This window comes from Lysobacter sp. CCNWLW3 (assembly GCF_036697405.1).
In the GTDB taxonomy this organism is placed as follows: Bacteria; Pseudomonadota; Gammaproteobacteria; order Xanthomonadales; family Xanthomonadaceae; genus Lysobacter.
Map to the genome: position 1 here is coordinate 62,778 of NZ_JBAHWA010000019.1, position 6,645 is coordinate 69,422.

A 6,645-nucleotide genomic window follows, 5' to 3' on the forward strand; every position below is an offset into this window, starting at 1 on the left:
CGATGCGGTTTCCACAAAGCTTGTGGGCAAGCGCTGGGGCAAGCCTGTTGATAAGCCGCTGCGGCGCAGGCGCAGCAAGGGCCGCGCGCAGTTCGGTCAAATTTTCGCCAGTGCCCGCGCGCTATCCACAAAGCCTGTGGACAAACCTGCGGACAGTATCGGGACGAACCTGCTGAGAGCCAGGCGCAGCAAGGAGCGCAAGAGGCATGGCGAAAAAATGACCAACGAAATCGCTTGACTTGCACGGGCGATCGCTTCCGCGGCGAACCGCGCGCGCGGCGCCCGGATGCGGAACGAATGCGTTCGGATTCGTCAATATGCAATCGCAGCCGTTGCATGCTGCAACGCAATACGGCGGAGCCATCGCGACTAATCCACACCGCCTGTGGACAAGCCTGCGGACAGTCCTGCGTGAAGCCCGCGCAGAGCCAAGCGCAGCAAGGCCCGCAAGGATTATGGCGAAAAAATGGCCAGCGAAAATGTTTGACAGGAAAACGCTTTTCGGCATGCCGCGCGAGCACGTCCGCGAGCTGCATGCATGACCAGTTTCGCCATCGCGTCAAGCTTGAATTTCGATCTACGATGCGCTTGCGCGCATGGCCTGCGCGTCTATCCACATTGCCTGTGGACAAGCCTGCGGACAGTTGCGTGATGGACCTCGCCCAGGCCAGATGGCGCAAGGCACGCAGCAAGTTTGGCGACAAATTCGCCATCCGCGCGTACGGCCGGCATCGCCGGATGCCGTTCGCGCACGAAGACGCGTTCGCGGCGACGAAACGCGATGCGCGCAGTTCGGATCGGATGCGATCGCAAAAAAATATCGCGCGGCGCGCGCGGCGGATCGCGAGCCGTGCGCTGGCCGCGCGGCGACGCGTTTACGCCAGATACGGCACGACGGCGCAGCCGCGCGCGGCAACGCGGCAATGAAGGACGCGCGCGGGCGGCGATCGCAGACCGGGACTTATTCGTCGTCCGGCCACTTCGGCATCGACGGCGCGGCTGCGCGCCGCGGCATCGCCTGCACCGCGACCGCCTCCCACACCTTGAGCGCGTCCACGGTCGCGGCGACGTCGTGCACGCGCAGCAAGCGCGCGCCGCGCTGGGCCGCGATCAGGTGCGCGGCGACCGAGCCGTGCACGCGCTCGCTCGCGTCTTCGCGGCCGGTGAGCTCGCCGATGCTCTTCTTGCGCGACAGGCCGGCCAGCACCGGCACGCCGAGTTCGGCGTAACGCTCCAGCTGCGCCAGCAAGATCAGGTTGTGCGCCAGGGTCTTGCCGAAGCCGAAGCCGGGATCGACCACGATGCGCTTCTTGGCAATGCCGGCCATTTCGGCGGCGAAGATCCGCTCGGCCAGGAAACGATGCACCTCGGCGACGACGTCGTCGTACTGCGGCGCGGCCTGCATGCTGCGCGGCTCGCCCTGCATGTGCATCAGCACCACCGGCACGCCGAGCGCGGCGGCGGCCTCCAGCGCGCCCTCGCGGCGCAGCGCATAGACGTCGTTGATCAGGCCCGCGCCGGCCTCCACCGCCGCGCGCATGACCTCGGGCTTGGAGGTGTCGACGCTGATCGGCAGGCGCGTCTGGCGCGCCAGGCGTTCGATCACCGGCACCACCCGGCGCAGTTCCTCCTCGACCGGCACCTCCTCGGCGCCGGGCCGGGTGGACTCGCCGCCGATGTCGAGCACGTCGGCGCCCTCCTCCGCCAGCCGCAAGCCGTGCGCAACCGCGGCCTCCGGTTCGTCGTGGGCGCCGCCGTCGGAAAAAGAATCCGGGGTGACGTTGACGATGCCCATCACGCGCGGGCGGTCGAGCTTGAGCGCGCGGCCGTTGCAGTCCAGGGTCGGGGCGAGGTCGAACATGGGGGTCTCGTGCTGGCGTCGGGGCGAACGGCATGCTACCGCGCGCGGCGGCGGGGATGGGTTCGCGCGCCGGCGCGCTGCTGGCCGATGCCGCCCCCCCTCTTGCGGCATCGCCCGCAAGCGGGTTTCGCGATCGCGGCTCACGCCGCTCCCACATAGAGCCCGCAGGACTCAGATGCCGGTACACCGATGGCCGATGCCTCACCCTGGAAGCGGCGTCGGCCGCAGGCGGGTTTCGCGATCGCGGCTCACGCCGCTCCCACATAGAGCTCACAGGACGCAGGCATGCGGGCATGCGGGCATGCGGGCATGCGGGCATGCGGGCATGCGGGATGATCCGGGCGCGCCGCTTCCTGTGGGAGCGGCGTGAGCCGCGACGGGACCCGCGGTGCGGCGCCAGGCGCCGCAAACGAAAAACGCCGGGACGGGCCCGGCGTTCTCGTATGCGGATCAGGTCGAACTCAGGTCTGCGCGGCCGGCCCGCCGATCGCGCCTGGACGGCCCTTGTCGTCCTTGCTGGTCTTGCCGGACTTGACCCAGTCGGCCGGCGGACCCGGCTCGCGACCGGCCATGATCTCGTCGATCTGGCCCGCGTCGATGGTCTCGTACTGCAGCAGCGCGCCGGCCATCACTTCCAGCTTGTCCAGGTTGTCCTTGAGGATCTGGGTGGTGCGGGCGTAGGCGTTGTCGAGGATGCCGCGCACGACCTCGTCGATCTTGCGCGCGGTCTCGTCGGACACGTTCTTGTGCTGGGTGACCGAACGGCCCAGGAAGACTTCGTCCTCTTCCTCGCCGTAGGTGATCGGACCCAGCTCGGACAGGCCCCACTTGGTGACCATGTTGCGGGCCATCTTGGTGGCGCGCTCGATATCGTTGGACGCGCCGGTGGTGACCATGTCGGCGCCGAAGATCAGCTCCTCGGCCACGCGCCCGCCGTACAGCGAGCACAGCCGGCTTTCGATGTTGATCTTGTTGTAGCTGTAGCGGTCGCCTTCCGGCAGGTACATGGTCACGCCCAGCGCGCGGCCGCGCGGGATGATGGTGACTTTGTAGACCGGGTCGTGGTCGGGGACCAGGCGGCCGACGATCGCGTGGCCGGCCTCGTGATAGGCGGTGAGCTTCTTCTCTTCCTCGCTCATCGCCATCGAGCGGTTCTCGGTGCCCATCATGATCTTGTCGCGGGCGCGGTCGAAGTGCTCCATGCGCACTTCCTTGCCGTTCTCGCGCGCGGCGAACAGCGCCGCCTCGTTGCACAGGTTGGCCAGATCGGCGCCGCTGAAGCCCGGGGTGCCGCGCGCGATCGTCATCGGCACCACGTCGTCGGCCAGCGGCAGCTTGCGCATGTGCACGCGCAGGATCTGCTCGCGGCCCTTGACGTCGGGCAGGCCGACCACGACCTGGCGGTCGAAACGGCCCGGACGCAGCAGCGCCGGGTCGAGCACGTCGGGGCGGTTGGTCGCGGCGATCACGATCACGCCTTCGCCGCCTTCGAAACCGTCCATCTCAACCAGCAACTGGTTGAGGGTCTGCTCGCGCTCGTCGTGACCGCCGCCCAGGCCGGCGCCGCGATGGCGGCCCACCGCGTCGATTTCGTCGATGAAGATGATGCAGGGGGCGTGCTTCTTGGCCTGCTCGAACATGTCGCGCACGCGGCTGGCGCCGACGCCGACGAACATCTCGACGAAGTCCGAACCGGAGATCGAGAAGAACGGCACCTTGGCCTCGCCGGCGATGGCGCGCGCCAGCAGGGTCTTGCCGGTGCCCGGAGGACCGACCATCAGCACGCCGCGCGGAATCTTGCCGCCCAGCTTCTGGAACTTGGTCGGATCGCGCAGGAACTCGACCAGCTCGCCGACCTCTTCCTTGGCCTCGTCGCAGCCGGCGACGTCGGCCAGGGTCACCTTGACCTGGTCCTCGCCCTGCAGCTTGGCGCGCGACCGGCCGAAGCTCATCGCGCCCTTGCTGCCGCCCTGCTGCATCTGGCGCATGAAATAGACCCAGATGCCGATGAACAGCAGCCAGGGCAGCACATTGAGCAGGATCACGAACAAGGACGGCCCGCTCTGCGGCGGCGCCTGCTCGATCGCGACCTTGTGGTTGATCAGGTCGTTGACCAGCTCCTTGTCGTCCGGCGAATAGGTCGTGAACTTGGTCCCGTCCTTGCGCTCGCCGTTGATCGTGGTCTTGTCGTCGGAGATGTTGACCTTCTTGATCCGGTCGCTCTGGACCTGCTGCACGAACTGGTCGTAGGCGAGCACGTCGCTGGCGCCCGCGGGCGGGCCGAACGCGCGGAACACCACCATCAATACGACGGCGACGATCACCCAGAGCAACAGATTCTTGGCCAAGTCGTTCATTCAGTTCCTGCCTGCTGCCCGTGGGGGGCATGGTTGCCGCTGGCGCGTCTTTGCGCCGAGAGCGCGGGATACCGGGCCGGGCCCGGATCTCGCACCTTACTTAATTTGCGCCCGCTTGCCCTGTGCCAGGGCGTAGACCTCGGGCGAACGTTTGCGCGAGGCCGCGGGTTTGCGGATCGAGACCTTGGCGTAGCGACGGCGCAGTTCGCGCACGTAATCGTCGAAGCCGACTCCCTGGAACAGCTTGATCAGGAAGGCGCCGTCGACGCGCAGATGGCGGTCGGCGAAATCCATCGCCAGCTCCGACAGGTGCATCGCTCGCGGCAGGTCCACCGCATCCACACCGCTCATATTGGGGGCCATGTCCGACAGCACAAGGTCCACGGTCTGTCCGCCCAGGCTGGCCTCCAGCTGGGATAGGACGGCATCTTCCCTGAAATCGCCATGAAGGAACTCGACTCCGGCCAGGCTGGGCATCTCCAGGATGTCCAGGGCGATGACCCGGCCCTTGGGGCCCAGGGCCTGGCGCACCCACTGCGACCAGCCGCCCGGGGCGGCGCCCAGATCGACCACCACCATGCCCGGCTTGAGCAGGCGATCGCGCTCGACCAGCTCCTCCAGCTTGTAGGCCGCGCGCGAACGCAGGCCTTCGGCCTTGGCCTTCTTCACGAAGGGGTCCGAGAAGTGTTCCTTGAGCCAGCGTTGGCTGCTTTTACTGCGGGTTGCCATGGCGGCCGGCGGGGCTGGGGGAGGGCCATGATACCCTGACGCCCCCTCCGTCCCCCGTTGCGTGCCCGAATGCCGACCCTCCTGACCTCCTCCCAGACTCGATTCCTGCGGGGCCAGGCGCATGACCTGAAGGCGATGCTGCAGGTCGGCGGCAAGGGCATCACCGACGCCCTGGTGGCCGAGATCGACCTGGCCCTGGAACACCACGAACTGATCAAGGTCAAGGTCGCCGCCGACGACCGCGAGGTCCGCGACGCCATGATCGGCGAGCTGGCGCAGCGCACCGGCGCCGCCCTGGTCCAGCGCATCGGCCATACCGCCGTGTTCTATCGCCAGAGCAAGGACAAGCGCCAGATCGTGCTGCCGCGGGCCTGAACGGCCTGAACGGCCGGGAATCGGGAATAGGGAATAGGAGAAGCTGTCCCATCGCCCTTGCCGCCGCCTTTTTTAACGATTCCCGATTACCCATTCCCGATTCCCGCCCATGCAACTGACGCTGGAAAACCCGGATCACGCCTACTTCCTGCGCGGCGCCGACGGCCAGGTCGCCCTGGTCAACGAGCGCCGGCTCGAAACCAGCTTCGTGCTCTCCCCCGACACCCTGATCGAGGGCTGGGCGGTCAAGGACGTGCGCAGCCTCAGCCTGGACGACCTCGCGCCGCTGCTGGCGCTGGCTCCCGAACTGATCGTGCTGGGCGCTGGCGCCACCCAGGCCTTTCCGCCGCCGGCCACCCTGGCCGCCTGCCTGGGCCGCGGCGTCGGCCTGGAAACCATGACCAACGCCGCCGCCGCGCGCACCTTCAACGTGCTCGCCGGCGAAGGCCGGCGCGTGGTCGCGGGGTTCGTGCTGGGCGCATGAGGCCCCGGGCCGGCGTACTCGCGGTCCTGCTCACGACGGCCGCCCTCGGCGCCTGCACGCCCCGTCCCGACGCGGCCGAACGTTACGCGCACTGGCATCGCGACCACGCCGCCGACGCGGACGCCTATCTGGCCTACCTGCGCCAGCGCGGCGTCGACCGGGTGCTACCCACGCAAGAGCTGCTGCGCAGCGGGCGACGCTGGCGCCTTTGCGGCGCCGACGAGTTCGCGGTGCCGCCGCGACAACACTGGCCGGCCATGGTTCCGACGCTGCGCTTGCTGCGCGACCTGCGCGCCGACGGCTTGTTGGGGCCGGCCCGGGTCGGTTCGGTCTATCGCGAGCCGGCCCTGAACCGTTGCGAAGGCGGCGCCGAGCGCAGCAAGCACACCCTCAACGCCGCACTGGATTTCGACCTGGTCCAGCCCGACTCTGCCCTGCGCCGACGCCTGTGCGACTACTGGCGCAAGCAGGGCGGCGCGCACCGCTTCGGCCTGGGCTTCTATGCCGACGATGCCATCCACATCGACACCGCTGGCCACCGCACCTGGGGCCGCGACCACACGCGCCGCAGCTCCCTGTGCACGCAGCCCGAGCCGGCGACACCAAACAGCTCCGCTGCGATATAGGAGTGGCGCAAGCCGCGACCGCGACCTCCGACCACGACGCGGGTCGCCGTCCTCCGCGCAGACACGCCTCACGACTCGCAGCGTTTCCGCGCCGCCCCCTGCAACTCGCGACATTCCGCTGCGTTTGCCGTTGCGTTTGCCGTTGCCGTTGCCGTTGCCGTTGCCCCGGCATTGAAATCCATAGCGCCGCACTCGCCTATCAACCGTAGACCC

Annotated in this window: 8 protein-coding genes; 5 read left to right on the forward strand and 3 right to left on the reverse strand. The window is 68.3% G+C overall.

The genetic code is table 11. The annotated features are described in order from the left end of the window. The first annotated feature begins 22 nt into the window (after positions 1–22). Positions 23–238, forward strand: coding sequence for a hypothetical protein (locus V1318_RS19375; RefSeq protein WP_332941403.1), 216 nt, complete (start codon positions 23–25; stop codon positions 236–238). A 296-nt stretch (positions 239–534) separates the two neighbouring features. Beyond that, the gene (locus V1318_RS19380; protein ID WP_332941404.1) at positions 535–927 is read left to right on the forward strand and encodes a hypothetical protein; all 393 of its coding nucleotides are present in this window, start codon (positions 535–537) and stop codon (positions 925–927) included. A gap of 34 nt (positions 928–961) precedes the next feature. Here the strand turns inward: V1318_RS19380 and folP are convergent, their stop codons facing one another. The 3 genes from folP to rlmE form a co-directional block, all read right to left on the reverse strand. After that, entirely contained in the window at positions 962–1,861 is a 900-nt protein-coding gene (folP, locus tag V1318_RS19385) for a dihydropteroate synthase (RefSeq protein ID WP_332941405.1), read from the reverse strand. 461 nt (positions 1,862–2,322) lie between these two features. After that, positions 2,323–4,218, reverse strand: coding sequence for an ATP-dependent zinc metalloprotease FtsH (ftsH, locus tag V1318_RS19390; protein WP_332941406.1), 1,896 nt, complete (start codon positions 4,216–4,218; stop codon positions 2,323–2,325). A 96-nt stretch (positions 4,219–4,314) separates the two neighbouring features. Next, a complete protein-coding gene (gene rlmE, locus V1318_RS19395; protein ID WP_091635811.1) occupies positions 4,315–4,947 on the reverse strand; it encodes a 23S rRNA (uridine(2552)-2'-O)-methyltransferase RlmE in 633 nt (210 codons plus the stop codon). Positions 4,948–5,016: 69 nt separating this feature from the next. Between rlmE and yhbY the strand changes: the two genes are divergently transcribed. The 3 genes from yhbY (at position 5,017) to V1318_RS19410 (ending at position 6,432) form a co-directional block, all read left to right on the forward strand. After that, entirely contained in the window at positions 5,017–5,322 is a 306-nt protein-coding gene (yhbY, locus tag V1318_RS19400; protein ID WP_332941407.1) for a ribosome assembly RNA-binding protein YhbY, read from the forward strand. A gap of 109 nt (positions 5,323–5,431) precedes the next feature. Next, entirely contained in the window at positions 5,432–5,806 is a 375-nt protein-coding gene (locus V1318_RS19405) for an MTH938/NDUFAF3 family protein (RefSeq protein ID WP_332941408.1), read from the forward strand. After that, a complete protein-coding gene (locus V1318_RS19410) occupies positions 5,803–6,432 on the forward strand; it encodes a D-Ala-D-Ala carboxypeptidase family metallohydrolase (RefSeq protein ID WP_332941409.1) in 630 nt (209 codons plus the stop codon). Before V1318_RS19405 ends, V1318_RS19410 begins: the two co-directional genes overlap by 4 nt. The last annotated feature ends 213 nt before the right edge of the window (positions 6,433–6,645 follow it).

What these genes read in the sequence shown, in the direction of transcription:
- rlmE (WP_091635811.1), bottom strand. Translation starts at nt 4,947, where the DNA reads ATGGCAACCCGCAGTAAAAGCAGCCAACGCTGGCTCAAGGAACACTTC.
- yhbY (WP_332941407.1), top strand. Translation starts at nt 5,017, where the DNA reads ATGCCGACCCTCCTGACCTCCTCCCAGACTCGATTCCTGCGGGGCCAG.
- V1318_RS19410 (WP_332941409.1), top strand. Translation starts at nt 5,803, where the DNA reads ATGAGGCCCCGGGCCGGCGTACTCGCGGTCCTGCTCACGACGGCCGCC.
- ftsH (WP_332941406.1), bottom strand. Translation starts at nt 4,218, where the DNA reads ATGAACGACTTGGCCAAGAATCTGTTGCTCTGGGTGATCGTCGCCGTC.
- V1318_RS19380 (WP_332941404.1), top strand. Translation starts at nt 535, where the DNA reads ATGCATGACCAGTTTCGCCATCGCGTCAAGCTTGAATTTCGATCTACG.
- V1318_RS19405 (WP_332941408.1), top strand. Translation starts at nt 5,432, where the DNA reads ATGCAACTGACGCTGGAAAACCCGGATCACGCCTACTTCCTGCGCGGC.
- folP (WP_332941405.1), bottom strand. Translation starts at nt 1,861, where the DNA reads ATGTTCGACCTCGCCCCGACCCTGGACTGCAACGGCCGCGCGCTCAAG.